This window comes from Leclercia adecarboxylata (assembly GCF_006171285.1).
In the GTDB taxonomy this organism is placed as follows: domain Bacteria; phylum Pseudomonadota; class Gammaproteobacteria; order Enterobacterales; family Enterobacteriaceae; genus Enterobacter; species Enterobacter barmai.
The window spans coordinates 2,662,013-2,687,718 of sequence record NZ_CP040889.1 but is presented as its reverse complement, the minus strand read 5'-3'; the positions used below and the strand labels follow the sequence as shown (position 1 = coordinate 2,687,718).

26 protein-coding genes are annotated in these 25,706 nt (G+C 57.7%); 12 read left to right on the top strand and 14 right to left on the bottom strand.

What is annotated here, in order from left to right; genetic code table 11:
- The first annotated feature begins 93 nt into the window (after positions 1-93).
- From FHN83_RS14645 to FHN83_RS14630, 4 genes are all read left to right on the top strand, one after another.
- Complete coding sequence (locus tag FHN83_RS14645; RefSeq protein WP_138370339.1) at positions 94-2,247, top strand: carbon starvation CstA family protein; 2,154 nt, start codon at positions 94-96, stop codon at positions 2,245-2,247.
- A gap of 102 nt (positions 2,248-2,349) precedes the next feature.
- Positions 2,350-2,553 (top strand): YbdD/YjiX family protein, encoded by a 204-nt coding sequence (locus FHN83_RS14640; RefSeq protein WP_032616354.1) that lies wholly within the window; start codon positions 2,350-2,352, stop codon positions 2,551-2,553.
- Between the two features lie 10 nt (positions 2,554-2,563).
- The gene (gene yjiA, locus FHN83_RS14635) at positions 2,564-3,517 is read left to right on the top strand and encodes a GTPase (RefSeq protein ID WP_139564203.1); all 954 of its coding nucleotides are present in this window, start codon (positions 2,564-2,566) and stop codon (positions 3,515-3,517) included.
- A gap of 458 nt (positions 3,518-3,975) precedes the next feature.
- Positions 3,976-4,521: a YfaZ family outer membrane protein gene (locus FHN83_RS14630; protein ID WP_039030524.1), complete on the top strand. Its 546-nt coding sequence runs from the start codon at positions 3,976-3,978 to the stop codon at positions 4,519-4,521.
- A gap of 87 nt (positions 4,522-4,608) precedes the next feature.
- Here the strand turns inward: FHN83_RS14630 and FHN83_RS14625 are convergent, their stop codons facing one another.
- The 4 genes from FHN83_RS14625 to FHN83_RS14605 all read right to left on the bottom strand — a co-directional run bounded on the left by FHN83_RS14625 (position 4,609) and on the right by FHN83_RS14605 (position 10,264).
- Positions 4,609-7,146, bottom strand: coding sequence for a penicillin G acylase (locus FHN83_RS14625; protein WP_139564201.1), 2,538 nt, complete (start codon positions 7,144-7,146; stop codon positions 4,609-4,611).
- A 205-nt stretch (positions 7,147-7,351) separates the two neighbouring features.
- Positions 7,352-8,722 (bottom strand): NAD-dependent succinate-semialdehyde dehydrogenase, encoded by a 1,371-nt coding sequence (locus tag FHN83_RS14620; RefSeq protein WP_139564199.1) that lies wholly within the window; start codon positions 8,720-8,722, stop codon positions 7,352-7,354.
- 125 nt (positions 8,723-8,847) lie between these two features.
- The gene (locus FHN83_RS14615) at positions 8,848-9,327 is read right to left on the bottom strand and encodes an Hcp family type VI secretion system effector (RefSeq protein ID WP_139564197.1); all 480 of its coding nucleotides are present in this window, start codon (positions 9,325-9,327) and stop codon (positions 8,848-8,850) included.
- A gap of 244 nt (positions 9,328-9,571) precedes the next feature.
- Positions 9,572-10,264, bottom strand: a complete 693-nt coding sequence (locus tag FHN83_RS14605) for a hypothetical protein (RefSeq protein ID WP_139564193.1) — start codon at positions 10,262-10,264, stop codon at positions 9,572-9,574.
- Positions 10,265-10,886: 622 nt separating this feature from the next.
- Here FHN83_RS14605 and FHN83_RS14600 point away from each other — a divergent pair.
- The 3 genes from FHN83_RS14600 to FHN83_RS14590 are packed head-to-tail and all read left to right on the top strand — an operon-like array spanning position 10,887 to position 13,613.
- Positions 10,887-11,630, top strand: a complete 744-nt coding sequence (locus tag FHN83_RS14600) for an AraC family transcriptional regulator (protein ID WP_139564191.1) — start codon at positions 10,887-10,889, stop codon at positions 11,628-11,630.
- Positions 11,631-11,677: 47 nt separating this feature from the next.
- The gene (locus FHN83_RS14595; RefSeq protein ID WP_139564190.1) at positions 11,678-12,340 is read left to right on the top strand and encodes a LysE family translocator; all 663 of its coding nucleotides are present in this window, start codon (positions 11,678-11,680) and stop codon (positions 12,338-12,340) included.
- Between the two features lie 4 nt (positions 12,341-12,344).
- The gene (locus FHN83_RS14590; protein WP_139564188.1) at positions 12,345-13,613 is read left to right on the top strand and encodes a DUF445 domain-containing protein; all 1,269 of its coding nucleotides are present in this window, start codon (positions 12,345-12,347) and stop codon (positions 13,611-13,613) included.
- On the opposite strand, the gene FHN83_RS14585 is transcribed toward FHN83_RS14590, so the two are convergent.
- From FHN83_RS14585 to FHN83_RS14570, 4 genes are all read right to left on the bottom strand, one after another.
- Positions 13,587-14,684, bottom strand: coding sequence for a DUF2955 domain-containing protein (locus FHN83_RS14585; RefSeq protein ID WP_139564187.1), 1,098 nt, complete (start codon positions 14,682-14,684; stop codon positions 13,587-13,589). The two genes, FHN83_RS14590 and FHN83_RS14585, sit on opposite strands and share 27 nt — an antisense overlap.
- Positions 14,674-15,741 carry an HlyD family secretion protein gene (locus tag FHN83_RS14580; RefSeq protein WP_139564186.1) on the bottom strand — a complete coding sequence of 356 codons (1,068 nt, stop codon included), beginning with the start codon at positions 15,739-15,741 and terminating at the stop codon, positions 14,674-14,676. Before FHN83_RS14580 ends, FHN83_RS14585 begins: the two co-directional genes overlap by 11 nt.
- Positions 15,741-16,208, bottom strand: coding sequence for a MarR family winged helix-turn-helix transcriptional regulator (locus FHN83_RS14575; protein ID WP_039030534.1), 468 nt, complete (start codon positions 16,206-16,208; stop codon positions 15,741-15,743). The genes FHN83_RS14580 and FHN83_RS14575 overlap by 1 nt, the downstream gene beginning before the upstream one ends.
- A gap of 96 nt (positions 16,209-16,304) precedes the next feature.
- Complete coding sequence (locus FHN83_RS14570; RefSeq protein ID WP_139564185.1) at positions 16,305-16,694, bottom strand: hypothetical protein; 390 nt, start codon at positions 16,692-16,694, stop codon at positions 16,305-16,307.
- Between the two features lie 313 nt (positions 16,695-17,007).
- Here FHN83_RS14570 and FHN83_RS14565 point away from each other — a divergent pair, with 313 nt between their 5' ends.
- Together FHN83_RS14565 and FHN83_RS14560 are read left to right on the top strand one after the other, a co-directional pair.
- Positions 17,008-17,277, top strand: a complete 270-nt coding sequence (locus tag FHN83_RS14565; protein ID WP_039030536.1) for a DUF1778 domain-containing protein — start codon at positions 17,008-17,010, stop codon at positions 17,275-17,277.
- Between the two features lie 3 nt (positions 17,278-17,280).
- The gene (locus tag FHN83_RS14560; protein WP_039030537.1) at positions 17,281-17,802 is read left to right on the top strand and encodes a GNAT family N-acetyltransferase; all 522 of its coding nucleotides are present in this window, start codon (positions 17,281-17,283) and stop codon (positions 17,800-17,802) included.
- A gap of 83 nt (positions 17,803-17,885) precedes the next feature.
- Here FHN83_RS14560 and FHN83_RS14555 read toward each other — a convergent pair whose 3' ends face one another.
- From FHN83_RS14555 to FHN83_RS14540, 4 genes are all read right to left on the bottom strand, one after another.
- The gene (locus tag FHN83_RS14555; protein ID WP_139564183.1) at positions 17,886-18,581 is read right to left on the bottom strand and encodes an ArsR/SmtB family transcription factor; all 696 of its coding nucleotides are present in this window, start codon (positions 18,579-18,581) and stop codon (positions 17,886-17,888) included.
- Positions 18,556-18,951 (bottom strand): amino acid-binding protein, encoded by a 396-nt coding sequence (locus FHN83_RS14550; RefSeq protein WP_039030539.1) that lies wholly within the window; start codon positions 18,949-18,951, stop codon positions 18,556-18,558. The genes FHN83_RS14555 and FHN83_RS14550 overlap by 26 nt, the downstream gene beginning before the upstream one ends.
- Entirely contained in the window at positions 18,944-19,267 is a 324-nt protein-coding gene (locus tag FHN83_RS14545; RefSeq protein ID WP_138370180.1) for an antibiotic biosynthesis monooxygenase family protein, read from the bottom strand. The genes FHN83_RS14550 and FHN83_RS14545 overlap by 8 nt, the downstream gene beginning before the upstream one ends.
- A gap of 169 nt (positions 19,268-19,436) precedes the next feature.
- Positions 19,437-20,852 carry an aldehyde dehydrogenase family protein gene (locus tag FHN83_RS14540; protein ID WP_139564181.1) on the bottom strand — a complete coding sequence of 472 codons (1,416 nt, stop codon included), beginning with the start codon at positions 20,850-20,852 and terminating at the stop codon, positions 19,437-19,439.
- Positions 20,853-20,952: 100 nt separating this feature from the next.
- Between FHN83_RS14540 and FHN83_RS14535 the strand changes: the two genes are divergently transcribed.
- Complete coding sequence (locus FHN83_RS14535) at positions 20,953-21,855, top strand: LysR family transcriptional regulator (protein WP_139564180.1); 903 nt, start codon at positions 20,953-20,955, stop codon at positions 21,853-21,855.
- Here FHN83_RS14535 and FHN83_RS14530 read toward each other — a convergent pair.
- Positions 21,842-22,321, bottom strand: a complete 480-nt coding sequence (locus FHN83_RS14530; RefSeq protein ID WP_139564178.1) for a carboxymuconolactone decarboxylase family protein — start codon at positions 22,319-22,321, stop codon at positions 21,842-21,844. The two genes, FHN83_RS14535 and FHN83_RS14530, sit on opposite strands and share 14 nt — an antisense overlap.
- A gap of 101 nt (positions 22,322-22,422) precedes the next feature.
- On the opposite strand from FHN83_RS14530, the gene FHN83_RS14525 reads away from it, so the two are divergent.
- Positions 22,423-23,814 (top strand): PLP-dependent aminotransferase family protein, encoded by a 1,392-nt coding sequence (locus FHN83_RS14525; RefSeq protein ID WP_139564177.1) that lies wholly within the window; start codon positions 22,423-22,425, stop codon positions 23,812-23,814.
- 103 nt (positions 23,815-23,917) lie between these two features.
- Here the strand turns inward: FHN83_RS14525 and FHN83_RS14520 are convergent, their stop codons facing one another.
- Positions 23,918-24,079 carry a DUF1127 domain-containing protein gene (locus tag FHN83_RS14520; protein ID WP_139564175.1) on the bottom strand — a complete coding sequence of 54 codons (162 nt, stop codon included), beginning with the start codon at positions 24,077-24,079 and terminating at the stop codon, positions 23,918-23,920.
- A gap of 176 nt (positions 24,080-24,255) precedes the next feature.
- Between FHN83_RS14520 and FHN83_RS14515 the strand changes: the two genes are divergently transcribed.
- Positions 24,256-25,671, top strand: coding sequence for a PLP-dependent aminotransferase family protein (locus FHN83_RS14515; protein WP_139564173.1), 1,416 nt, complete (start codon positions 24,256-24,258; stop codon positions 25,669-25,671).
- Positions 25,672-25,706 lie beyond the last annotated feature (35 nt).

Sequence of the window (25,706 nt, the reverse complement as noted above, 5' to 3'; positions counted from 1 at the left end):
CGCGCGAGGCTCTGGCAAGATCGCCGCAGCAATAACCAACATCTCTCACAGCGAACCCTGACGCTTTTTTCATCTAAAAAACCAGGTCTTATTATGGATATCAAAAAACTACTTAAGCACGTTCCCTGGCTGCTGCTCGGGATCCTCGGTGCCTGTTGTCTGGCCGTCGTCGCCCTGCGCCGCGGCGAGCACATCAGCGCCCTGTGGATCGTCGTGGCCTCCGTGTCGGTCTATCTGGTGGCGTACCGCTACTACAGTCTCTACATCGCGCAGAAGGTCATGAAGCTCGACCCGACCCGCGCCACCCCGGCGGTCATCAACAATGACGGCCTGAACTACGTGCCAACCAACCGCTACGTGCTGTTTGGTCACCACTTTGCGGCCATCGCAGGCGCGGGTCCGCTGGTCGGCCCGGTCCTGGCGGCGCAGATGGGCTACCTGCCGGGTACCCTGTGGCTGCTCGCGGGCGTGGTGCTGGCGGGTGCGGTGCAGGACTTTATGGTGCTGTTTATCTCTTCCCGCCGTAACGGCGCATCTCTGGGTGAGATGATCAAAGAAGAGATGGGCCGCGTGCCGGGCACCATCGCCCTGTTCGGCTGCTTCCTGATCATGATCATCATCCTTGCGGTGCTGGCGCTGATCGTGGTGAAAGCGCTGGCGGAAAGCCCGTGGGGCGTGTTCACCGTCTGCTCAACCGTGCCGATTGCGCTGTTCATGGGGATCTACATGCGATTCCTGCGTCCTGGCCGCGTGGGTGAAGTGTCGGTGATCGGGATTGTGCTGCTGGTGGCGTCGATTTACTTCGGCGGCGTGATTGCCCACGACCCGTACTGGGGCCCGGCGCTGACCTTTAAAGACACCACCATCACCTTCGTACTGGTTGGCTATGCCTTTGTCTCTGCCCTGCTGCCGGTATGGCTGATTCTGGCGCCGCGCGACTATCTGGCGACCTTCCTGAAAATCGGCGTGATCGTCGGGCTGGCGATCGGCATCGTGATCATCAACCCTGAGTTGAAAATGCCTGCGGTGACCCAGTACGTTGACGGTACCGGTCCACTGTGGAAAGGCGCGCTGTTCCCGTTCCTGTTTATCACCATCGCCTGCGGTGCGGTCTCTGGCTTCCACGCCCTGATCGCCTCCGGCACCACGCCAAAACTGCTGGCGAACGAAAACGACGCCCGTCTGATCGGCTACGGCGCAATGCTGATGGAGTCCTTCGTGGCCATCATGGCGCTGGTGGCAGCGTCCATCATCGAGCCGGGTCTCTACTTCGCGATGAACACCCCACCAGCAGGCCTGGGCATCACCATGCCGAACCTGCATGAGATGGGCGGTGACAACGCGGCGCTGATCATGGCGCAGCTGAAAGATGCGAGCGCCCACGCGGCGGCGACCGTCAGTTCCTGGGGCTTTGTGATCTCCCCTGAGCAGATCATGCAGACCGCGAAGGACATCGGCGAACCGTCGGTTCTGAACCGTGCCGGTGGCGCACCGACCCTGGCGGTCGGTATCGCTCACGTGTTCCACAAAGTGCTGCCATGGGCGGACATGGGCTTCTGGTACCACTTCGGTATTCTGTTCGAGGCGCTGTTCATCCTCACCGCGCTGGACGCCGGTACCCGTGCAGGCCGATTTATGCTGCAGGATCTGCTGGGTAACTTCGTGCCGTTCCTGAAGAAAACCGACTCGCTGGTGGCGGGTATCCTGGGCACCGCGGGCTGCGTTGGCCTGTGGGGTTATCTGCTTTATCAGGGCGTTGTCGACCCGCTGGGCGGCGTGAAGAGCCTGTGGCCACTGTTCGGTATCTCTAACCAGATGCTGGCGGCGGTCGCCCTGGTGCTCGGCACCGTGGTGCTGGTGAAGATGAAGCGCACTAAATACATCTGGGTGACCGTGGTGCCAGCCCTCTGGCTGCTGCTCTGCACCACCTGGGCGCTGGGTCTGAAACTGTTCAGCACCAACCCGCAGCTGGAAGGCTTCTTCTTCATGGCTAACCAGTACAAAGAGAAGATTGCCGCAGGCGGCGGTGAGCTGACGGCCCAGCAGGTTGCCAACATGAACCATATCGTGGTGAACAACTACACCAACGCGGGTCTGAGCATTCTGTTCCTGGTGGTGGTCTACAGCATCATCTTCTACGGCATCAAAACCTGGATGAAAGTGCGTAACGCCGACGGCCGTACCGATAAAGAGACCCCGTACGTCCCGGTTCCTGAAGGCGGCGTGAAGACCTCTTCACACCATTAATCCACTCTCTTCCCCCTCTCCCCTTTGGGGAGAGGGCCGGGGTGAGGGGAAACAACGCCCGGCGATTCCCCCTCGCCGGGCTTTTTCTTATCAGGATGGGTTATGTTTGGTAACTTAGGCGAAGCAAAAAAATACCTCGGTCAGGCGGCGAAAATGCTGATTGGCATTCCGGACTATGACAACTACGTTGAGCATATGAAGACCAACCATCCGGATAAGCCGTACATGACCTACAACGAATTCTTCCGCGAGCGTCAGGAAGCGCGCTACGGCGGAGGTGGAGAAGGCGGCGTACGCTGCTGCTGAAGGAGAAACCATGACACCGATTGCAGTTACCCTACTCACCGGCTTTCTCGGCGCCGGCAAAACCACCCTGCTGCGCCACATCCTCAACGAACAGCACGGCTTCAAAATCGCGGTTATCGAGAACGAGTTCGGTGAAGTCTCGGTGGACGACCAGCTGATTGGCGATCGCGCAACCCAGATCAAAACCCTGACCAACGGCTGCATCTGCTGCACCCGCTCAAACGAACTTGAAGATGCCCTGCTCGACCTGCTCGACAGCCGCGATCGCGGTGAGATCGATTTCGACCGCCTGGTGATTGAGTGCACCGGCATGGCCGACCCTGGCCCGATTATCCAGACCTTTTTCTCCCACGAGCTCCTCTGTCAGCGCTATCTGCTGGACGGCGTGATCGCCCTGGTCGACGCGGTGCACGCCGACGACCAGATGAACCAGTTCACCATCGCCCAGTCGCAGGTGGGCTACGCCGACCGCATCCTGCTGACCAAAACCGACGTGGCGGGCGAGAGCGATAAACTCCGCGAACGCCTGACGCGCATCAACTCGCGCGCGCCAATCTATACCGTCACCTTTGGCGATATCGACCTGGCACAGCTGTTCAACACCAACGGCTTTATGCTGGAAGAGAACGTCACCACCAGACCGCGTTTCCACTTTATGGCCGACAAGCAGAACGACGTCTCCTCGATTGTCGTCGAGTTGGATTACCCGGTGGATATCAGCGAGGTCTCACGGGTAATGGAGAACCTGCTGCTGTCGTTTGCCGACAAACTACTGCGCTACAAAGGGATGCTGTGGATCGACGGCGAACCGAACCGCCTGCTGTTCCAGGGCGTGCAGCGCCTGTACAGCGCCGACTGGGACCGCCCGTGGGGCGACGAGCCGCCGCACAGCGTGATGGTGTTTATCGGTTTAGAATTGCCGGAAGATGAGATCCGGGCGGGGTTCGCGGCGTTGCGTAAATAGCCGCACAGACTGTCCCCTCTCCCCTATGGGGAGAGGGTTAGGGTGAGGGGAAAATGCCTGATGGCGCTGCGCTTATCAGGCCTACGGTCATGTAGCTCCGGTAAGCGCAGCGCCACCGGGGGCAGCCGGGCGAAAGGCAGTAAAGTTACCGCTCAAAATGTAAATCCACGTATTTATCTGTTACATCAGAAACATTATTGGAAATTATAAGAACTCCAATTAATTCATGGCTAACCAGTTTTTCCCCACCGTTCAGCTTCTATTTAGCCAATAATCTAAACCGCCTCTCAACGTGAAAAACTTAACGATTGACGCGGCGGTATCGAAACCTTTCAAACACATCATCAGCACAATTTCCAAACAAAATCAGCATAAAACCTCGCTCATGGTCACATTTGCAGCCGTAAACCTCGCCTGTTAGGGTGTGCGCAGACAAATTAGATGACGAGGCATAAAACATGAAAAAGCTTAATATCTTCATTCTTTCTGCACTGACCGCGATCTCTGGCTCCGCGATGGCGATGGGCGGCAGCATTGAGCAGAGCAAAAACTTTACCAACCTGAACCTTGAGATGGGTAAATCTTCCTCAGGTCTGTATGCCGAAAGCAACTGGCTGAAAAACACCGACGACGGCACCCAGACCGGCGGCGTTGGCGCGGGCTACAACGTTGAAGTGGGCCCGGTAATGCTGAATGCGGGGGCAAAAGCCATCTACATCGGGCCAAAAAAAGGCGATAACGGCGTGGCGTTCCCTGTCGGCGGCGGCGTAAACGTTGCTCTGACCGACAGCATTAACGTGTTCGGTGAAGGTTATGTCGCCCCGGAAGGGCTGAACAACAGCGTGAAAAACTACGTTGAAGCCAACGGCGGCGTGAGCTGGACCCCGGTCAAACCCGTCACGCTGAAAGTGGGTTACCGCCACGTGAGCGTTGATGGCAAAGACGGCCGCCCGAACCACACCCTGATTGACGGCGCCTACGTTGGCGGCGGCGTAAGCTTCTAAAGCACCTGATGGCGCTGCGCTTATCAAGCCTACGGATCACGTAGGCCCGTGCAAGCGCAGCGCCGCCGGGCAAAACTGCACTCACTCTTACCGTTGCACCTGCAACACTTCCTGCGACTCCTGATGCGCCGCCACCTCCTGCGGGGTTAACCACAGCGGTTTACGCCCGAAGGTTTCATACATCTTAAGCTGATCGCGATAGTGCTTATCCGGCGTACCGTCCGGAGCGATAAAACCGCTCTGCCCGGGGGCCATCACATCCCACGCCAGCACCGGCGCTTTTTGCGAGGTCGGCGAGAAGACAATCATGTCGTTCTCCGTACCGCGGTTCTGATACTCCGCCTGATGCACCGCCTCTTCCGGGGCCGCCTGGGGCACGCCAAAGAAGTTGTTCGCGCGGAAGGTCAGCGCCATCGCCGGGGTTTTCCACTGAGCGATGTCGTTGCCGTACTGCTTCGACAGCGTCTGCCAGGCCTCTTGCAGGGCGGCTAAAATCACCTCCTGCTGCGGCTTGCCGTTAAACAGATCCACCGTCTGCGGGATCGCGGACTTGTCCCCCTGCAATGCCTCATACAGCAGCTTCGCCCCCACGCTGATGTTCAGCGAACCGGTCGGCCCGTCCTGGGTGGTTTCATACCCGCTGGCGCTGTACCACTTGTCGAACGGCTGCGGTACCGCCGCCGCGACGGTCTGCTTCAGCATGCTGGTCAGCCAGGCATTGAGGATCGCCGAGCCCGGCTGTTGCAGGGTTTTGCCGTCGTCATTGAGCAGGTTCTCCCCGTCCCAGTCGCTGAGCAATTTCACCATCTGCTGACGCGGATCCTCTCCCGGCAGTTGCGCAGTGGCATTTTGCAGGGAAGGTAAAAACAGCCGACGGGTCAGATCCTGACGGCTGGTTTGCTTAATCAGATCCCAGGCCTGTTCGTAAGTGAAGGTGGGTTGTTTATCGATAAGCTGGCTGATCTCAGTCACGCGATCCGCACTGCCCCACAGGAAGGCAAAAAGATCCGAGGCCGGATACCCCTGCTGCGGAGAGTTGTTCCAGTTGGCGATATAGCCCGATTTCGGGTTGTAGACCTTTGGATTGAGATCGAACGACAGCAGCCCCTGCCAGTCCCACTTGCCGGTACCCGGCACCGGCAGGCGCGGATCGTGCCCCGGCTGGCGCTTCGGATAGGCCCCGCCATGGACATAGCCGATATTGCCGTCGATATCCGCGTAGTACCAGTTGATGGTCAGCGCCTGCTTCGCCGCCTGCTGCGTCCACTCCTGCCAGTTTTTGGCCTTCATCTGATGGGTCCAGGCCAGCAGAGACGCCACCTCTTTACCCTCCCAGGCGCGGGCTTTGGCATAGGCCGTCTGGGTGGCGGTGTCGGTCTTGATCACGTTGCCGTGAAGGGTGCGGTAAACGGTAAAGGTCTCCGGCTGCCCGTCTTTGACCTTGATCGTCTCTTCCCGGCTGAGCATCTTCACCCACTCGCCGTTATGCAGGTAGTAGCCGGGTTTATCGGCAGAGAGTTGTTCCGCAAAGATGTCGACATCATCGCCGAACCCGGCGGTCGATCCCCAGGAGATGGTGCCGTTATGGCCAAACACCAGCCCCGGATAGGCGAACGGCGTATTCCCCGTCACATCATAGCCCGCGCCGTGTAAGCCGATGCCGTAGGTGTAGGCTGGCGCATACCAGCCAAACTGCGGGCCATTGACCATGATCGCTTTGGCGTCCTGTGATTTGCTTTTGCCCAGCACCCACATGTTGCTGGTGGTGGGATACCCCGCCAGACCGTTAGCGCCACCGTGGACGAACTGCGCCATGATAGTCTCGCGGTTTTGCGCCGAGGTCAGCGCCAGCAGCCCGCCATCATCCCCTTTCGCTGGCCGGTCCAGCATCGGCGGCGTCATGTCGTAGCGCGGCAGCAGCGCGGCGGTCTGGGTGGTGGTCAGATCGAATTTAACCGGATACTGACTCTCCTGCGGGGCGATGGTGGTGGGCGCCGCCGGGTTCACCAGCCATTTCAGCTGGTTAAACACCGCCATCCCTTTTTCGCCGTATTTATCTTTTAGCGCGGTGAGCAGAGCCAGATTGTCGATTTCGCTATTAGCGTCCGAAAAACGGTTCGCCATGGTGCCAACAAACACCATCGCCACGTCGAAGGCTTCCCAGCGTTTTGGCGCAAAGCCGAAGGTGGTGAACTGCTTTGGCAGCAGCTTGCCGGGATCGCGGTTGACCTGGTCTATCCAGGCGTTCATCCCGTCGGCATAGCCCTGCAGAATGGCTTTGTCATCGGCGTCCAGGGCATCAATCTGCGCGCGGATCGTCTCCGGCCAGAAGTTCTGGCGAATGTCCTTGTCGAATTTAACAAAGGTTTGGCCCAGCACTTCCGCCACCTGTCCCTGGGTGCTGCGTCGCGCCATCTCCATCTGGAACAGGCGATCCTGGGCGACGACATAGCCGTAACCATAGAACAGGCGGTAGGTATCATCGGCGTAGATATGCGGCATGCCGTACTCATCGCGCACGATTTTGACTTCGGTTGAGGGGGTTTCAGCTCGCGCTGTCAGGGTCCATGTGCAGGCCAGGGATGCCACAATACAGTTCACGATCATACGGTTTCTGTTTATCATTGTATCCTCTTGCAGGTGTATGATTAGCGGTTTCATACTAGCAACAGGTCAATGCTTATCCAGAAACAGGGGATTGTTTCTCTGTGAATTGTGAGGGCGCTAGCTAATTAATGACACAGATATAATCTTATGTCACATTTATGCGAATCACTTTAAGGCGCGGGTTTATTCCCTCTCCCCTGTGGGGAGAGGGTCGGATAAATGCCTATCGGCGGATCACCACCAGCTTCTGGTTCACAAACTCTTTGATCCCCAGATCCGACAGCTCACGCCCGTAACCGGAACGCTTCACGCCGCCAAACGGCAGCTCTGCGGCGGTATCGGTGAGCCAGTTGATCCACACCATCCCGGTCTCGATTTTCGAGGCCATCTTTTTAGCGCGATCGGTGTCTTTGCTGAAGATCGCGCCGCCCAGACCGTAGTGCGAGTCGTTGGCGAGTTTGACCGCCTCCTCGTCGTCTTTCACCACGTAGATCTGCGCCACCGGCCCGAAGAACTCCTCGAAGTACGCCGGGTTATCGCGAGTGATGTTGGTCAGGATGGTCGGTTCAAAGAAGCTGCCCTCACCCTGCACCGGCTTGCCGCCGTAGTGCAGCGTCGCGCCGTTTTTCACCGCCTCTTCTACCTGTCTGGTCAGGGTTTCCAGCGCGTCTTTTGAGGAGAGCGGGCCAAGCGTGGTGCTCTCATCCAGCGGATCGCCGATCTTCACCTGCTTAAAGGCCTCGGTGTATTTAGTCAGGAACTGCTCCGCGATTTTCTCGTGCAGAATAAAGCGCTTAGCCGCGGTACAGACCTGCCCGGCGTTGGCAAGGCGCGCGTTGACGCCAATCTTCACCGCCTTCTCCAGGTCTGCATCGTCGAGCACTACGAATACGTCGTTACCGCCCAGTTCGAGGGTCGATTTTTTGATGTGCTTCGCCGCCTGAGCCGCCACCACGCTACCGGCCTTTTCAGACCCGGTGAGCGCTGCACCCTGCACACGGTCGTCCGCGATGATCTTCGCTACCTGATCTGAAGAGATAAACAGGTTGGTCCAGGCTCCGTCCGGGGCACCGGCTTCACGCACAAGGTGGGCGAAGGTTTCGGCACAGTGCGGCACGATGCTGGCATGTTTGGCGATCACCGGGTTACCTGCCGCGAGGTTCGGGGCCAGCACGCGCATCAGCTGGTAATAGGGGAAGTTCCACGGCTCCACGGCCATCACCACGCCGATGGGGTGATGCTCAACCCACGCCTCGCCGAGCTCCGACGGGTATTTCACCGGGGCGAGATGCTGCTTCGCGTTATCCGCATAGTAACGAGCGATCTGCGCGCAGAGTTTTACCTCGCCGCGGCTCTGGGCAATGAGTTTCCCCATCTCCACGCTGGCGATTTTTGCCAGCTCTTCGCTGCGGGAATCAATGAGATCCGCCAGCTTGTGCAGCACCGCCAGGCGCTTGTCGATGCTGCCTTTTGACCAGTCGGAATGGTAGAGCGCATCAGCCGTTTTCAGCGCCGCTTCGACGTCAGCATCAGTATGAGAAGGATATTCTTTGATGAGTTTGTTGTTGGCAGGATTCACTGTCTGATAGGCCATTGTTGCCTCCTTTTTTACCGCTTGGGGTATTAAGGGTAGTCAAAATAGCTGGGTATGAAGGTAAAGTTGGGTATAAAAGAGGGGGGCCACCCGGAGGTGGCATGTTTTTGTTGAGTACAGGGCACTCATGCCACACAGCGTTCGTTCCAGCTGTCCTTAAAGGCGATGTTTCCATCAACATACTTCCACTGAATAGACTCGTAGCGAAGCTCAATGTTTTCTAAATGTGTTCCAGTACCGGAACCCGGATGAAGGCTGGGTGTAATACCCGTGATTTTTACGTTTTCCATAAAGATATTAAAATATTCGACCTCCCTGCCTGCATCTACTATTTGATACATTTTTATTTCTGCTGATTTGAGGGTATATCCACGACTAATAGCGCGATATAAAAGAGGGGTTACCCGGTCAAACTCTTTTTGAAACAAAATTGGCGTATGGATACGCGTACCGGTTAACTTCCCCGTACTCGAATCTGTTGGAATAGTCATGTGATGTGACAACGACTTTATCTCGATAGATCCTACACGCCCCAGGACGCAACACCCTCCAACTACAGGAGAGCCATTTTCATCCGTTAACCATAAATAAGCTGGATTTGACATATCATTTCCCTCTTTTCAATTTTTCCTGTTACGATAATTTTCTAACATACCAACTACTTTCGAACATATGTAGAATAAGACCAGCCATACAGCAGCATAAAAAAACTTCATAGGCCATGCGACAGGCAGCATGATGCTCATTATTAAGCCACCTATAAATAATGCTGACTCGATGAAATTCCAGATAAAGACAATGCTTGATACAAGCGTGCGTGAAATTTTTTTAAAGCCTGAAGAGAGGTTGTTAATTGACATTTAATTGGCTCTCAACGATCTCAATTATTTTATTGAAGTAAGGCTGTCCCAGTTGATTAGCTATATGGATTGCTTCAACAAATGGTTTTACAGCAGGCTCAAAAAGAAAATAAGACAGATCGTAATCATGTGGACGAAGTAATTGATAAATTTCAGGCACTTTGATAGAAAGCTCTTCTGACACACTTATGGAACGCTCCGCCATCCCCCCTATAAGCAACAGCATGGTGACCTTACCGATCCAGCTGTTAGCGGACGCAGCGCCAATAAACGAGACACGTGTCAGAACGGCTGCTCCTATAGAAGAGATAATTTTCGCGGTGACTAAGCGACCTGCAACGGATGAAACAACGCCACGATAAACACTATTTTGCTGGCTTATAGAGAGATATTTATTAAATTTTTCAAAGATCATCACAACTGCGTTTGTAACGTGGTCATAATTTAAAATATCGTTATGAATTGCCTCCGCCATGCGGATTCGTTCAGTTTGATGCTTAAAGCGAGAGTCTGTGTCAAAATAGCCTATGGCAAGGTATCCAAGGTCAAGAGGAACAGTAAGCGCTCCATTTATTAAGCCAGGAATGACACCCGGTGATACAAGAATATCAACTATTCGGTTAGCGATTTTTTTCACATCATCTGTAGCTATATCTCCAATGAAAATAGCAGTATCTACCATGATATCTACCTCCTTTTTATAAGCCTTAAACTTTATATCACTTCATTCGCCTTAAACAAATAATTATTTGCGAGCTAAAAATAACATTCATGTCATCTATAAATAAATTATTTATATCACCAAAATTAGCCATATGTGTTTTTACTATTTTGGGTAATTAAAATAGTTGAGTATAAAACGGGGTCATCCAGAAACACAAAAGCAAACCGGCACACACTTTGTAGCCCCGGTAAGCGCAGCGCCACCGGGGGAAAAGCGCCTGATGGCGCTTCGCTTATCAGGCCTACGGGTCCTGTAGCCCCGGTAAGCAAAGCGCCACCGGGGGAAAGCGCCTGATGGCACTTCGTTTATCAGGCCTACGGGTCCTGTAGCCCCGGTAAGCGCAGCGCCACCGGGGGAAAGCGCCTGATGGCACTTCGTTTATCAGGCCTACGGGTCCTGTAGCCCCGGTTAGCGTAGCACCACCGGGGAAAAACGCCTGATGGCGCTTCGCTTATCAGGCCTACGGTCCTGTAGCCCCGGTAAGCACAGCGCCACCGGGGGGAAAATTCCACCGAGGTTAATTCTTGTTTTGATCGCACAGCATGTTATAACCCCCATACCCCTCCAACCGGTAGTCGCCATGACCCATACCCGTCACGTCAATCAGACCTTTATCCGCCAGCCCGGCGTGGAGTTGCGCAGTACCTGGCAGAGCACCCAGGCCTATAAGCGTCACAGCCATGCGCAGCTTTCTATTGGCGCGATCCTTGAGGGGCAAACCTGCTGCACCTGCAACGGCGAACCGTTCACCCTCTACCCGGGCGATCTGATTGTCATTCCGGCGCATATGGCCCACAGCTGTAACCCCGTTGAGGGGCAGCCCCGCAGCTATCACATGCTTTATCTCGATACCGATATTGAGCCCGCCATGCAGGTGATCCGCAGCGAGGCGCTGTTCCGCCAGTATCTGGCGGTGGTTGACACCCTCTCCCCCGAGGCGATCGCTACTCTGCTCTCGGGGCTTACAGAAAATAGCGCTCCGCCTGACCCTCTTCGTCCCTCAAGCCTTGCCCTGCTGCAGACCTTACGCCACAGCCTGCAGGAACCGCCCTCGCTGGATGTTCTGGCCCGGCGCTTTTCACTGCGCAAAGAGACACTTATCAGAACCTTTAAGCAGGATACCGGCCTGACGCCCGGCACTTTCCTGGCAATTTCCCGAGTCGAGTTCGCCAAAGCGCGTCTGCGCGCCGGGGATGACATCGCCGACGTCAGCTACCAGAGCGGCTTTGCCGATCAGAGCCATTTCCATAAAACCTTTGTCAGCTACGCTGCCGCCACGCCGCGCCAGTACGCCACCGGGCGATCAATATCCGACAATAATTAGCGCCCGCCCCTCTGTAGCCTGACCTCAGTTTTGCTGATGAGGTCACTATGGAACTGCTCACCACTCTCTTTCCGCCCGCTTTTCTGGCCCTTGCGCTGGCGCATTTCGTCGCCCTGCTCAGCCCAGGCCCGGACTTCTTTTTGCTGATGGGATTTGCCGCCCGCCACCGTCTGCGCGGCAGCGCCGGGCTGTGCGTGGGGATCGCCCTGGGTAACGGGCTCTACATCCTGCTGGTGATACTCGGCTGGAGCGCGCTGCGCCAGTTCACCCTGCTTTTTAACGTCATTGAGCTACTGGGAGCCCTGTATCTGCTGTGGATCGGCTGGCATCTGATCCACAGCCGCGCCCGTACTCTGGCGCTGGATAATTCGCAGACGGAGCGTCCAGGCTTACGCAGGCAACTCCTGCTTGGTCTGGGATCGGCGGTATTAAATCCGAAAAATGCGCTCTTCTATCTGGCGCTGATGACCGCGCTGCTGGGCCCGAACGTTACCCTGCTCCAGCAGTCGGTCAGCGGCATCTGGATGGTGACGGTGGTGCTGGTGTGGGATCTGGCGGTGGTTTCCGTTATCGCCTTGCCTGCCATTCAGCGGCGGCTAAGCAACCATATCTGGAAGATGGAGCGCGCGGCGGGGGTGGTGCTGATCGCGTTTGGCGGCTGGATCCTGTGGCAATTTTTTTACCTTCTTGCCGCTTCCCTCTATCCTTAACCCTATGGAAAAACTCGCTGAACTCAAACGCGCCAAGCTCCTGGCGCTGTCGCTGCTGCTGATTGCCGCCGCGACTTTTATCGTAACCCTGTTCCTGCCCCAGACCTTCTGGGTGCGCGGGGTGAAGGCCATTGCCGAAGCGGCGATGGTCGGCGCGCTGGCGGACTGGTTTGCCGTGGTAGCACTTTTTCGCCGGGTGCCGATCCCGTTTATCTCGAAACATACGGCAATTATCCCGCGCAATAAGGACCGGATTGGCGACAATCTCGGCCAGTTTGTACAGGAGAAATTTCTCGATACCCAGTCGCTGGTCGCGCTTATCCGTAAGCACGAACCGGCGCTGCTTATCGGCAACTGGTTCAGCAAGCCGGATAACGCCCAGCGCGTCGGGCTGCATATCATGCAGGTGATGAGCGGGTTCCTGGAGCTGACCGACGACGGACGCATTCAGCGCATGCTGAAACGGGCGGTGCATAAGGCGCTGGATAAGGTCGATTTCAGCGAAACCAGCGCCGCGATGCTGGAGAGCATGACCAAAAACAACCGTCACCAGGTGCTGCTGGACGCGGTGATTAACCGCATGATCACGCTCCTGCAGCGCGACAGCACCCGCGACTTAATCGCCGCGCAGATCGTTCACTGGCTGAAGACCGAGCACCCGCGTAAGGCGATGATTTTACCCACCGAATGGCTGGGGGATCAGAGCGCCGAGCTGGTGTCGAATGCGGTGAATGCCATTCTGGATGACGTCAGCCACGACCGCACCCATCAGATCCGTCAGGCCTTCGACCGCGCGGTGCTTAAGCTGGTCGATAACCTGAAAAACGATCCGGAAACCGCGGCCAAAGCCGAGAACATCAAAACCTATCTGAAGAACGACGAGGCCTTTAACCGCTATCTGGGCGAGATGTGGGCCGACCTGCGCCAGTGGCTGAAGGCCGATATGCAGCGCGACGACTCCCGCGTGAAGCAGCGCCTCGCCAACGCCGGGCTGTGGTTCGGTGAAACCCTGGTGGCGGACACCAACCTGCGCGCTTCGCTGAACGAACATCTGGAGCAGGCCGCGCACCGCGTGGCCCCGGATTTTGCCCGCTTCCTCACCCGCCACATCAGCGACACGGTCAAAGGCTGGGATGCCAAAGATATGTCCCGCCAGATTGAGCTGAACATCGGCAAGGATCTGCAGTTTATCCGCGTCAACGGCACCCTGGTGGGCGGCACCATCGGGCTGATTTTATTCCTGCTGTCAACTATCCCGACGTTTCTCCACTGAGACCTGAGGCGGGTTAATCATGTAGCGGGTAGGGCCAAAACAGTTGAGAAACAGGTGCATAAGGAACACCATCGTCAGGGTCGCCGCCAGCGCCACCGTCACCGAAACGATGCGGTAGAGATCGCTGAACACCAGGTCGCCGTCCGGGTGCATATTCTGGCCGAACATAATCCCGATGGTGGTGATGCTGGCAAAACCGACCCCGGCCCCCACCTTCTCCATCACGTGCAGGCGGGCGCCAAACCCCAGCCCGAGACCAATCAGCGGCATCATCAGCAGCATGTGGCTGCTGTGATCGTAGAGCACCATCTGCACCAGCAGAATATAGAGGCAGCCGAGCACCACCCCGACCACGCGCCACAGGGAGCTCATCACCGCGCCGCGATAGTGCATCGGGAAGAGGATCAGGATCCCCGCCATCAGCGCCGACAGCGAATCGCTGAGATCGCTTATCTGGAACACCACAAAAATCAGCGTCGCCACGCTGCCGGAGAGCAGCGATTCATGGCGCACCCGGGCGGCGTCTTTCTCCAGACGCGGTGGCGGCGTGCGCGGCTCAACGTCCGGCAGCAGATAGTGCATCAGCGCGCTTAAACATACCGCCATCACGCTGGCTTCAAGGTTGGAGAACAGCAGCGTGTGCCAGTTGGTGGTGGGATAGCTCATAAAGTTGAGCATGGTGCTCTGACACACCACCCCCATCGAGCCAAAGAGGAACAGCGGCCCCTGGCTCATAAAGCGAAAGCGCATCACGTAGAGACCAAACACCACCAGGGTCATAATCACCGGCCACTGCGCCAGATAACCGATGATAAGCACCATTTCGACGCAGTTCAGCGCCGAGCTAAACACAAACTGTTTTGCCACGTGGCGGTTAAAGACCGGCACCAGCGACAGGAGCATGATCGGGTAGATCACGAAAAAAACGCCGTAGCTGGTGTTGTAGAAGCTCGACACGCTGAGCGCGATCATCCCGGCAAAGACGATGCGCAGCGTCTGGCGAAAGTCGTTGGCGCTGTAGACGATGTTGCCGTGCGGGGTAAAAACCCGCGCCAGAGTGTTAATAGACATAATGCAGCAGGCTGACGAGGTGGATCTGCATGCCGGAGAAGAAGCGGGCAAACGGACCTTCGCTGTTATAGAGCTGCACGGTGGCGCGCGCCCCGGTCGGCAGATGCTTCGGCAGCGGCTCGTCCAGCGCCACGTGAATGCGCATGCGCTGCGCGTCACGCACCCAGCGGTTGGAGGTCTCCGGCTCTGACAGCTGGCCGTTCACCGCTTCCTGCCCGGCGAGAATACCGGCGTCGCTGCTGGTGACGTGGGCGCGGAAAACGTGGCCCGGGAAGGCGTCAAACACCACCGCAGCGTCGGTGCCCTGGCGGGTATGGCGCAGGCTCTTTTCACGGAAATCGGCGACGATATCGCTCTGGTTGTTCACCAGCGCCAGCGCCGCCGTGCCGGAGGTGGCGTAGAAGCCGGGGCTCAGCTGCACGTTGCTGACCGTCCCGTCCGCCTCGGCGTAGATCCTGGTCCAGCCCAGATTCAGCTCGGCCTCTTCCAGCGCGTTGCGGTATTTTTGCAGCGTCACGTTACGCTTTTCATCGCGCTCGCCGCGCTCAATGCGCAGCTGATGGATGTTGGCTTCCAGATTCGCCACGGCCTGCTCGCTGCCCTGCCAGGTGGTGCGGACTTTATCCAGATCCGCCTGCGAGACGTTCTGCAACGTGCTGAGTTTCTGATAGCGATCGAAGGTGACCTTGTCGTTGCGGGCGGTGAGCTGGGCGGTTTTCAGGTTCGCCTGGGCCGCGACGATTTGCGCGTCTAGCTGCTGGTTGGCGAGGCGGGCCTGCTCCAGCGCGATCTGCGCCGCATCCACCTTATTACGGAACGGAGTCGGATCGAGTTCAAACAGCAGATCGCCCTTCTTCACCTGGCTGTTATTGTGCACGTGTACCGCCGCCACATAGCCGGAGACGCGGGCGGACACCGGCGTGACCACGCGCATCACCGTGGAGTCCGGCGTCAGCGGGATCCAGATATCGGCGATAATGAAATAGACAAACATCAGCAGGAAAGAGGCAATACTTACCCTTACCCAGCGGGCAAACTTTTGTTCAGGGGTCATGATTAGTTGGTCTTGTTATCTTCTTCGCGGATAGTCCGCAGATTGCAGGCGATTTGATTAAGTGTGGCGCTGAAAATCTCGAGATGGTCCGGGGCGATATTCTGCGATACCCGCTCCTGGAACGTCTCGATAACCTGCGTCAGGGTTTTCAGCACCGCGTTACCCTCGGGTGTGAGGGTCAGCAGCCGGATACGCTTGTCATAAGGCGATGTGGTGCGCAGCAGGTAGCCCTGCTTTTCCAGCTGTGAAAGGGTGCGCATCAGCGGCGGCAGTTCGATACCCTGCACCTCCGCCAGTTCGCTCACCGAGACGTTATCCCCCAGTTGCTTAAGCTGCATCATCACCGTCCAGCTCGACTGGGTTAACCCGGTATCGAGAATGGCATCGTCAATGACCGCGCGCCACTGACGCACAATCATTGCCATCCGCATGCCCATCGGCCTGCGGCAGAACAGATCTTCTTCACGCATGGGGGATCCTCGCTTCACACGCTGAGAAGATAATAGTTATCAGGGTAAGTATCAAGAAACGAGGATGTTAAGAGCAGGAATTGCGAAACGGTCAGGCTAGTTGATCACTTTATGCAGGGTGCTATGAAACGCCTTTTGCTCCTGGGAAAACAGGAGAAACTCGGAAGCCGACAGATATTGCTCAACGGCATTCCACGCCACCACCTCGGTATAAAGTTCGGTGAGCAGGGTCATAAGCGTGTGGGTTTTATTTTCCCAGACTTCATGGGTGAAGGGCTGGTTCTTATTTTTATCACTCAGCCATATAAGATTTAATTTAATATCCTTAAGGGTTTTTCGCAGAGTGGCCGGCAGATCGTTACTGCCAAGGCGGGAAATATAGTTTTCTGACAATGCAGCAAGGCTATCCGGCGTACATGGCTTGCCCGAGTGTGAAATAACGCACTGGAATAACACGCTTTCTGCGTAATTTTTTAATTTTGACATGGTTTATAGCGTTCCCTGTTAATACATTCCATTATGCCAACAGCTCAATATTACGGCGGCTGTTGTGAGCGTTAACTTTTCATAAATATTGAGACCTGGCAATCGCAATAATATTAAATGTTGATATAAGACAATTCTAATTAAAAACACATAAGCAATAAGAATGAATTGAGTTTAAAGCATAGATGACCTGTATTATTTATCGTGCGGCCAGGCATGCTGCCGAAAATAATGCGTAATTGAAAAATCCCTCTTTAAGCGGTATAGTCAAATGTACGGAAGAAATCCGTACAAGAAAAAACGTGGAGTAAAAATGTCAGCACTGAAAAAACAGCGCATCGACCTCAGGTTAACGGATGAAGACAAGGATCTGATCGAAGAAGCTGCGGCGATGACTAACCAGACGATCACCCAGTTTATGGTTAACAGTGCCTCGGAACGTGCTGCAGAAGTCATTGAGCAGCACCGCCGTCTGATCCTCAATGAAAATTCGTGGAACAGAGTGATGGATGCACTCGACAACCCGCCAGAGCCGAACGACAGGCTGAAACGCGCAGCAAAACGTCTGCAAAACATGGAGTAAGGCGTGGCTAATCTGACGATAAGGATGTTTTCACATGAGACGCAATATGATTTAACCGAATTCGACTGCGGGGAAAGTACCCTGAACCGTTTTCTGTTTGATCACCTTGCGCGCCAACACGGCGGGCGCCTGCTGCGTGCTTACCTGCTCATCACCGACGATCCCGTGCCAAAAGTGCTGGGCTACTATACGTTGTCCGGCAGTTGTTTTGAGAAAGAGAGCCTGCCCTCGAAAACCCAACAGCGCAAAGTACCCTACGTCAATGTTCCCAGCGTCACGTTAGGGCGTCTCGCCATCCATCAGGATTTACAGGGCCAGGGCTGGGGAATGACGCTGGTGACCCATGCCATGAAAGTGGTGCACCTAGCCTCACAGGCTGTTGGCATTCATGGCATGTTTGTGGATGCGCTCAACGACAGGGCGAAAGATTTTTACCTGAAGCTCGGCTTTGTTGCTTTAACAGGCAGCAACGTTAATTCCCTTTTTTACCCGACAAAATCAATCGAGAAACTGTTTGCAGGGTAAGCGGTAATTCGCCGGGTGGCGCGACGCTTACCCGGCCTACGGCCACATGTAGGCCCGGCAAGCTTGCGCCGCCGGGCAATGTTTCAGCGGCCAAAGTGCTTATCAATGGCCCGTCGTCCTGACGCGGTTATTGTCACCTCGCGAAAGCCTGCTACTCGCTGGATCCAGCCTTGGGTTTCAAGATGAATCAGCAGCGCTGCGCCCGCCTCGCCGCCAAGATGAAAGCGGCGCTCGCTCCAGTCCAGGCAGGCGGAGCAGGCTTTACGCCGGGGGTTAGCCTTTAGCACAATCCCCATTGCCAGAAACGCCTCGCGACCTTTCACGGTGAGGGCTGAACCGTCCCCCATCAGCCAGCTATCCGCCTGCATAAAATCATAGATTTGCACGGCGACCGTGCCCGCCAGATGGTCGTAGCAGGTGCGCGCGAGACGCATCGACTCTGGCGCTGTTGTCTGCGGCGGCGTGATGCGCGCCCAGGACAGGCCCATCATCTGCTCCACCAGCTCCGCCACGTCGTGCCCCGCCAGGCGATAGTAGCGATGCCGACCCTGAGAAAGACAGGTTATCAGTCTGCCGTCCACCAGCCGGGCGAGATGTCCGCTGGCGGTTGAGGGGGCCACATCCGCCACGGCGCTGAGCTCTGTCGCGGTCCACGCCCGCCCGTCCATCAGCGCACAGAGCATTTTGACCCGCGACGGATCGGCCATCGCCGCCGCGACAGCAGCAACGGCCAGCTCCAGCGCGGCACTGTTATCAGGAGGTAAACTCGTCTTTAGCATGGGCAGCCCACGGCTCGGTGATCTCTGCGGCCAGCTTATCATTATCCGTCAGCAGAATAAGGTGATTCGCATGATCGCTGTACTGCGTCAGGATAGACACCCCCTGCGCTGCCAGCGCGGCGGCGATCTCGCCCAGTTCGCCAGGGCGCTCCTGCTTCAGCTTACGAATCAGCGGCTTTCGCACCATTTGCACGTTAAAACCGGCATCAACAAGCACGCGCCGGGCTTTTTCGCCCTCTGCCACCAGAAAGTGCGCATCCACGCCAAACACGCCGCCGCCCTCAAGCCCAACGCCGTTGCACCCCAGAAGCTGCCCAAAACGCGCCAGTTCGCCGGGAGTATCGTTGAATATCACATGAACGTCATACATCGGCGTGCCCTCCGGTTTCAGAGCTGTATTCCCTCACCACCTCCGCCACGCGGATGCGGTAGTGGGTAAAGATCGATGCCCGTCCTTCGGCCTGCGCCGCCTGATGAAATACGTTCTGCTTCCAGCGGCAGATCGCCTCCTCGTCCCGCCACCATGAGAGGGAGAGGATTTTGCCGTCAGTGGTCAGGCTCTGAAAACGTTCGATATCGATAAAACCGTCGATATCCGCCAGGAGTGGCTTTAGCTCGGCGGCCAGTTGCAGGTAGCGCGCCTGGTGCGCGGGGGCTGCTTTGGCTTCAAACAGGACTGCAATCATGATGTTCTCTCCATTGTGAGGTTAAGGAGAGAGTGCAGGAGTGAGCAGGAGAATGCTTCGGTGAAAAGCGAAATGTGGCATTTCTGCGCCGGGGATGCCGGGTGGCGCTGCGCTTACCCGGCCTACGGGCCACATGTAGGCCCGGCAAGCTTGTGCCGCCGGGCGTTTTTTAGCCGAGGACTGACTTCGGTTCCATAAATGCGCTGATGCCCCATGCGCCCATCTCGCGCCCTACACCGGAGTGCTTAAATCCGCCAAACGGCGCTTTGGGCTCGTGGGCGAGGGTGTTGACCAGCACGCGACCCGCGTGGATCTGCTGCGCCACCCGACGGGCGCGCTCCGCGTCGCCGCCCAGCACCATCGCGCTCAGGCCGTATTCTGTATCGTTGGCAATGGCGATGGCCTCTGCCTCATCGCGATACGCGATCACGCACAGCACCGGGCCAAAAATCTCTTCCCGGGCGATGGCCATCTGGTTGTGCACGTCGGTAAACAGCGTCGGGCGGACAAACCAGCCGTCACGGGTGCCCTCCGACCGCCCCTCCCCGCCCGCCAGCAGACGCGCCCCTTCCGCCAGCCCTTTCTGAATGTATCCCTGCACCCGCAGCCACTGTTTCTCGCTCACCATCGGGCCGACCTCGGTGGCCGCATCGCGCGGATCCCCCGACTGCACCGCCGCGATGGCCCGGGCCAGCGCCTGCTCGATTTCAGCCTTACGCGACTGCGGCACCAGAATGCGCGTTCCGGCCACGCACGCCTGGCCGCTGTTCATCAGCCCGGCCTGCACCGCCAGCGGAATGGCCTGCGACAAATCGGCATCATCCAGCACGACCGTCGGCGATTTACCGCCTAACTCCAGCGTGACGCGGGTAAAGTTCTCCGCCGCGTTGCGCAGGATCGCTTTGCCGGTCTGGGTCGAGCCGGTAAACGAGATTTTTGCCACATCCGGGTGACGACTTATCGTCTCCCCCACCGTGTCGCCGCGCCCGGTAACGATGTTAAACACCCCCGGCGGCAGATCTGCCGCGTGCAGCGCCTCGGTCACAATCTGCGTCTGCAGGGCGCTCATCTCGCTGGGTTTGATCACCGCAGTGCAGCCTGCCGTCAGCGCCGCCGCCAGTTTGCCGCAGATAAAGCCCGCATCGCTGTTCCAGGGGGTAATCAGCCCGGCCACGCCGAGCGGCGTCATCTCAACCTTTGCAGCACCCGCCGTCAGGGTGAACTCAAACGCCTCCAGCGCCTCAATGGCCTGGGCAATCACCTCGGCCGGATAGCTCGCCATCCACGCCGAGCGCGACGCGGGCGCGCCATACTCTTCAATCACCGCCTCCAGCAGATCGTCGTGGCGGGCGGCCACGGCAGCATGCATCCGTTGCAGGGCGGCGATGCGCTCCTGCTTTGTGGTTTTTGCCCATGCCGGAAACGCCGCGTTTGCTGCGGCAATGGCGCGTTCGGCATCCACCGCGTCGGCCAGACGTACCTGCCCGATAACCCGTGCCGTCGCCGGGTTAAACAGATCGAAGCGCTCGCTGCCGTGTGGGGTGACAAATTCACCGTTGATATAAATCTGTTCGATGTGATGCATAACGACCTCCTCAGACTGGATGGAGAGAGTCTGGCACGCCTTCTCCGTTACGATAATCCACGCTATGCTGCAAAGGTTGTTTCGATTTTCAGGATAATCTATGCACCGTTCAGGACTGACAGAGCTGGAAGTGGTGATGGCCGTCGTGCGTCGCGGCAGTTTTCGCGCCGCCGCACAGGAGCTGGGGATGTCGCCCACCGCCGCGAGTAACGCCGTTGCCGGGCTGGAAAGCCGCCTGCAAACCCGCCTGTTTCACCGTACCACCCGCAGCGTGGCGCTCACCGAGGCGGGGCAGCGCTTTGTGGCCCGCGTCGGCCCTGCGTTGCAGGAGATCCGCCAGGCAAGCAGTGAGATCCACAGCGATGCCGACGAACCTGCCGGCACCCTGCGTCTGAACGTGCCGAATAACGTGGGAACCCTGTTCCTGGACGAACTGCTGATCGACTACATGATCCGCTACCCGAAAATGCGCGTCGAAACGGTGAGCGAAGCGCGGATGATCGATATCGTGGCGGAAGGTTACGACGCGGGGGTGCGCCTGGCGGAGTCGGTGCCGCAGGACATGATCGCCATCAGGCTTACCCCGGATATCCGCCAGCTCGTCACCGCCACGCCGGACTATTTTGCCCGTCATGGCACGCCAGAAACTCCTGACGATCTGCTGCAGCATCAGGGTATCGGCATGCGCATGGCGCACGGGGGGATCTATCGCTGGGAGCTGGAGCGGCGCGGGGAGCAGATCGCCCTGGCGGTGCCGCCGCGTTTTGCCACCTCGGATCTGTTTGCCTCGATCCGGGCGGTAAAGGCCGGGCTGGGGGTGGGATTTTTACCGGAACTCTATATACAGCAGGAGCTGAAAAGCGGAGAGCTGGTGAGCGTGCTGGAGGAGTGGACGCAGCCCTTTGCCGGACTGCGGCTCTATTACCCCGGCCATCGCCACGTCCCGCCGGGTTTGCAGGCGCTGGTGGCAATGATCCGCGAGCGCGGTCTTACTCGAGGTTAGCCTTGTTCAGGCCGTAGGCGGCATCCAGCGAGCCCGGTTCCATGCGGGAGGTGATGCCTAAGCGGTTCCAGGCGTTGATCGCCACGATGGCGAAGTTCAGCTCCGAAATCTCCACTTCCGAATAATGTTCCGCCACGCTGCGGTAGAGCACGTCGCTGACCCCGTGCGGGCCGATCTGCGTCAGCGCTTCGGTGAAGGCCAGCGCCGCTTTTTCACGGGCGCTGAACAGCGGCGACTCGCGCCATGCGGTCAGATGGTAGAGACGCAGCTCGCGCTCACCGGCAATTTTGGCCTCTTTCGAATGCATATCCAGACAGAAGGTGCAGCCGTTGAGCTGGGAGACGCGGATGTCGATCAGGTGCTTCAGCGCCGGGTCGATGGAGGTCTGGCCCACCGCCATGCTCAGGTCGGACAGGGCTTTAGCGAGGGCAGGTGTGGCTTTATGGTGGTTAACGCGAGTGCTCATTGTCTTACCTCTTTTTGTGCGGGATGGGTCATGCGATGGGGTAAATTTACGCCGTTCATGACATAGTAAAAAGATACAAAAAGCGCGAAACGAGGTAGGACATGAAGCCGGGCTATCACCAGATCTACACCCGCTATCGGGACAACATCACCCGCGGCGTACTCAAGCCCGGCGACAAGGTACCTGCCATTCGCGTGCTGGCGGAAGAGCTGAAGGTGGCGCGCAAAACGGTTGAAACCGCCTATGCCATTCTGATCGGCGAGGGCTATCTGGTAAGCCAGGGGGCGCGCGGCACCCGGGTGAACCCGGACTTAAACCTGCCGGTCGCGGCCCCCGTGTCAGACGATCCCGTCACCGGCACGCTTCCGGAATCGCTGGTCAGCCAGCGGGAACGCGCGGGATTTTTGCGCCCCGGCATCCCGGCGCTGGACAGCTTTCCGTACAAGAAATGGCTGCTGCTGGCGGGACAGGCGGTGCGGGCCATGCGCCAGGAGGAGATGCTCAACCCGCCGGTGATGGGCTGGGCTCCCCTGCGCCAGGCCATCGCCAGCTACCTGAACATTTCCCGCGGGCTCGCCTGCACGCCGGATCAGGTGCTGATCACCAGCGGCTACAGCGGCAGCCTGCGCCTGATCCTCGACACTCTCGCCAGCCGCAACGACAAGGTGGTATTTGAAGATCCGGGCTATTTTATGGGCCAGCAGCTGCTCCGGCGCATCGTGCCGCGTCTGCATACGGTGCCGGTAGATCGCGCCGGGATGGACACGGAGTACCTGCTGCGCCACCACGCCGACGCCCGGTTTGCCATCGTCACGCCGTCGCACCAGAGCCCGCTGGCGGTCACTCTCTCATTGCCGCGAAGACAGCAGCTGCTCGACTGGGCCACCCGCAACGAGGCGTGGATAGTTGAAGATGACTATGACGGCGAGTTTCACTACACCCGCAAGGTGCTGCCGTCACTGAAAAGCCTCGATCGTCAGGATCGGGTGATCTACATGGGCACCTTCAGCAAAACTGTGATGCCGTCCCTGCGCCTGGGTTATGTGGTGATGCCCGCCAGCACGGTGTCGGCCTTTAACGACTGCGCCGATCTGCTCGCCAGCGGCCAGCCGGTGCTGACGCAAAAGATCCTCACCGCCTTTATCAACGAGGGTCATTTCTTCCGCCACCTGAAAAAGATGCGCGCCCTCTACCAGCAGCGGCGCGACTGGATGATCGCCGCCCTGCACGAGGTCTACGGGGATCGCTTCTTCACCGAGCAGAACGACGGCGGGATGCACATAGTGGCGTTCTTAACCAGAGGCAGCTGCGACCTGGAGATCGCCCGTTGCTGGCAACAGCAGCAGCTGCAGGTGAATGCCCTGTCGGCGTGGTACAGCGGGTCGGGCAAGCGCTACGGGCTGGTGATGGGGTATAACAACGTGCGGTCGTATCAGGAGGCAATCGCCCTGCTGGAACGGCCGAAGCAGCAGACGCTTGAACTGTTGCGCTGAAACGCGCCGGGTGGCGGCTACGCCTTACCCGGCCTACGAAACCCCAGGCCGCACGATCCGTAGGCCCGGTAAGTGTAGCGCCACCGGGCGATACCCCCGCAAGTTACAAATCATGTCGCGACAGTCCGATATCCTTCAGATGCTCATCGCTTAACTTGCTCAAAATCCTGCGCGTGCGGTTGATGCGATACCAGCGGGCAAAAATTCTTCCCGTCAGGATAAAAATGGCAAAAGGACGTCTGGCACGATTTTCATTGAATTCCATGATGTTCTCCTCAGGTTGTCTGAGGGGTTATCATCACGGATTACGCACCTTGCAATACAGATTCAAAAATTACTTTTTTTTAACATACAGATCGTCTAAAACAAGAACTGCATGGCGATTTTTATCGCCATCTGTACTGGTTTTATTTTCTGTATGGTGACAATAAGGGATACAGCATGACGCGCTACCAACATCTGGCCAATCTTCTGGCGGAACGCATTGAGCAGGGGCTGTATCGCAGCGGAGAGCGTTTACCCTCGGTGCGTGCGCTAAGCCAGGAGCACGGCGTCAGCATCAGCACCATACAGCAGGCCTATCAGATCCTCGAAAACTTACAGCTGATCACCCCCCAGCCGCGCTCGGGCTATTTTGTTGCTCCGCGTAAGGCCCAGCCGCCGGTGCCGGCGATGTCGCGCCCGGTGCAGCGTCCGGTGGAGGTGACCCAGTGGGATGAAGTGCTGACCCTGATGGAGGGGCGTACCAAAAACGACATCACCGCCTTTGGCGGCGGCCAGCCGGACCTGACCCAGCCGAGCCTCAAGCCCCTGTGGAAAGAGCTGAGCCGTTTGGCGCAGCACAGCGTCAAAGAGATCTTAAGCTACGACGAGCTCGCCGGGCGACGTGAGCTGCGCGAGCAGATCGCCCGCCTGATGCTGGACGCCGGATCGGTGGTCACCGCCGACGATCTCATCATCACCAGCGGCTGTCACAGCGCCCTCTCCCTGGCATTGCTGACGATCTGTAAGCCCGGCGACATCGTGGCGCTGGAATCCCCCTCGTTCTACGGCACCATGCAGATGCTGCGTGGTCTGGGGATCAAGGCGATCGAGATCCCCACCGATCCGGTGACCGGGATCAGCGTGGAAGCGCTGGAGCTGGCCCTGGAGCAGTGGCCGATCAAAGGGGTGATTGTGGTGCCCAACTGCAACAACCCGCTCGGGTTTATCATGCCCGAAGCCCGCAAGCGTCAGCTGCTGGCGCTGGCCCAGCGCCACGATATCGTGATCTTTGAAGACGATATTTACGGCGAGCTGGCGTTTGAATATCCGCGTCCCTGCAGCATCCACTCGCTGGACATCGATGGCCGGGTGCTGCTGTGCAACTCCTTTACCAAAACCGTCGCCCCCGGTCTGCGCGTGGGATGGATCGCCCCGGGCCGCTATCACGACCGGATCATGCACATGAAGTATGCCGCCAGCGGCACCAACGTACCCGTCAGCCAGCTGGCGCTGGCCGCCTTTATCCGGGAAGGGTATTACCATCGCCACGTGCGGCGGATGCGCCAGATCTACCAGCAGAATATTGATACCTACACCTGCTGGGTGCGGCAGTTTTTCCCCTGTGGGATTTGCGTGACGCGCCCGATGGGGGGTTACATGCTGTGGGTGGAGCTGCCTGAACATGTGGACATGGTTTGCGTTTCGCGGGAGTTAACCCGGTTTAACATTCAGATCGCCGCCGGATCGCTCTTTTCGGCTTCCGGCAAATACCGGAACTGTTTGCGGATTAACTGTGCCTTGCCGCCCAACGAGAAGCACCGCGCGGCGGTGGAACAGATGGGGGAAGCGGTGAATATCGCGATGGCAGGTTAGTGCGGCCTGTTCCCCTCACCCTGACCCTCTCCTCA

Coding starts and splice junctions, on each gene's coding strand:
- FHN83_RS14585 (WP_139564187.1), bottom strand. CDS start 14,684: ATGTCTATTAACACTCTGGCGCGGGTTTTTACCCCGCACGGCAACATC.
- FHN83_RS14545 (WP_138370180.1), bottom strand. CDS start 19,267: ATGATTGCAGTCCTGTTTGAAGCCAAAGCAGCCCCCGCGCACCAGGCG.
- FHN83_RS14575 (WP_039030534.1), bottom strand. CDS start 16,208: ATGCGTGAAGAAGATCTGTTCTGCCGCAGGCCGATGGGCATGCGGATG.
- yjiA (WP_139564203.1), top strand. CDS start 2,564: ATGACACCGATTGCAGTTACCCTACTCACCGGCTTTCTCGGCGCCGGC.
- FHN83_RS14555 (WP_139564183.1), bottom strand. CDS start 18,581: ATGCTAAAGACGAGTTTACCTCCTGATAACAGTGCCGCGCTGGAGCTG.
- FHN83_RS14600 (WP_139564191.1), top strand. CDS start 10,887: ATGACCCATACCCGTCACGTCAATCAGACCTTTATCCGCCAGCCCGGC.
- FHN83_RS14620 (WP_139564199.1), bottom strand. CDS start 8,722: ATGGCCTATCAGACAGTGAATCCTGCCAACAACAAACTCATCAAAGAA.
- FHN83_RS14640 (WP_032616354.1), top strand. CDS start 2,350: ATGTTTGGTAACTTAGGCGAAGCAAAAAAATACCTCGGTCAGGCGGCG.
- FHN83_RS14565 (WP_039030536.1), top strand. CDS start 17,008: ATGTCAGCACTGAAAAAACAGCGCATCGACCTCAGGTTAACGGATGAA.
- FHN83_RS14595 (WP_139564190.1), top strand. CDS start 11,678: ATGGAACTGCTCACCACTCTCTTTCCGCCCGCTTTTCTGGCCCTTGCG.
- FHN83_RS14535 (WP_139564180.1), top strand. CDS start 20,953: ATGCACCGTTCAGGACTGACAGAGCTGGAAGTGGTGATGGCCGTCGTG.
- FHN83_RS14530 (WP_139564178.1), bottom strand. CDS start 22,321: ATGAGCACTCGCGTTAACCACCATAAAGCCACACCTGCCCTCGCTAAA.
- FHN83_RS14615 (WP_139564197.1), bottom strand. CDS start 9,327: ATGTCAAATCCAGCTTATTTATGGTTAACGGATGAAAATGGCTCTCCT.
- FHN83_RS14645 (WP_138370339.1), top strand. CDS start 94: ATGGATATCAAAAAACTACTTAAGCACGTTCCCTGGCTGCTGCTCGGG.
- FHN83_RS14630 (WP_039030524.1), top strand. CDS start 3,976: ATGAAAAAGCTTAATATCTTCATTCTTTCTGCACTGACCGCGATCTCT.
- FHN83_RS14525 (WP_139564177.1), top strand. CDS start 22,423: ATGAAGCCGGGCTATCACCAGATCTACACCCGCTATCGGGACAACATC.
- FHN83_RS14520 (WP_139564175.1), bottom strand. CDS start 24,079: ATGGAATTCAATGAAAATCGTGCCAGACGTCCTTTTGCCATTTTTATC.
- FHN83_RS14540 (WP_139564181.1), bottom strand. CDS start 20,852: ATGCATCACATCGAACAGATTTATATCAACGGTGAATTTGTCACCCCA.
- FHN83_RS14515 (WP_139564173.1), top strand. CDS start 24,256: ATGACGCGCTACCAACATCTGGCCAATCTTCTGGCGGAACGCATTGAG.
- FHN83_RS14625 (WP_139564201.1), bottom strand. CDS start 7,146: ATGATAAACAGAAACCGTATGATCGTGAACTGTATTGTGGCATCCCTG.
- FHN83_RS14550 (WP_039030539.1), bottom strand. CDS start 18,951: ATGTATGACGTTCATGTGATATTCAACGATACTCCCGGCGAACTGGCG.
- FHN83_RS14570 (WP_139564185.1), bottom strand. CDS start 16,694: ATGTCAAAATTAAAAAATTACGCAGAAAGCGTGTTATTCCAGTGCGTT.
- FHN83_RS14590 (WP_139564188.1), top strand. CDS start 12,345: ATGGAAAAACTCGCTGAACTCAAACGCGCCAAGCTCCTGGCGCTGTCG.
- FHN83_RS14605 (WP_139564193.1), bottom strand. CDS start 10,264: ATGGTAGATACTGCTATTTTCATTGGAGATATAGCTACAGATGATGTG.